Consider the following 553-nt stretch of genomic DNA (forward strand, 5'->3'; position numbering starts at 1 on the left):
GCTGACGTGCTCGTGCCGCGCGTGGGCGCCGTCGCCGACCGCGCCGAAGCCGTCCAGGACCGGGTGGCCCAGTGCGGCCACGAAGTTGCCGTCGCTGGCGCCGCCCACCGAGCACTCCCGCAGCGTCACGCCCAGCTGCGCCGCCTCCTCGCGGGCCAGCTCGTACACCTTCGCGATGGCGGCCGAGCGTTCCATCACCGGCCGGTTCCAGCCGCCCTCGACAGTGAGCGCCGCGCGGGGGTCGTGGGCCTTGAGCGCCGCCAGGGCCGCGTCGATGCGGGCCGCCTCCGCCGCGGTCGAGACGCGGACGTCGACCTCGCCCGAAGCCGCGCCCGCGATCACGTTCGAGCGCGTGCCGCCCTCGAGCACGCCGACGTTGACCGTCGTGCCGGCGTCCGGATCGGACAGTCCGTGCAGTGCCAGGACCGCCCGCGCCAGTTCGTCGATCGCGCTCGCGCCCTTCGCCGGGTCCAGGCCCGCGTGCGCTTCGACGCCGGTCGCGCGCACCCGGAAGATGCCGACGCCCTTGCGCCCGGTCTTCACCGCGCCGCCG

1 protein-coding gene is annotated in these 553 nt (G+C 76.3%); it reads right to left on the reverse strand.

Features of this window, described 5'->3' with window-relative positions:
• On the reverse strand, nucleotides 1-553 hold a 553-nt coding region (locus tag G3I65_RS10675; protein ID WP_160695954.1), incomplete at both ends, for a M20/M25/M40 family metallo-hydrolase.

The organism is Amycolatopsis sp. SID8362 (genome assembly GCF_010550475.1).
In the GTDB taxonomy this organism is placed as follows: domain Bacteria; phylum Actinomycetota; class Actinomycetes; order Mycobacteriales; family Pseudonocardiaceae; genus Amycolatopsis; species Amycolatopsis eburnea.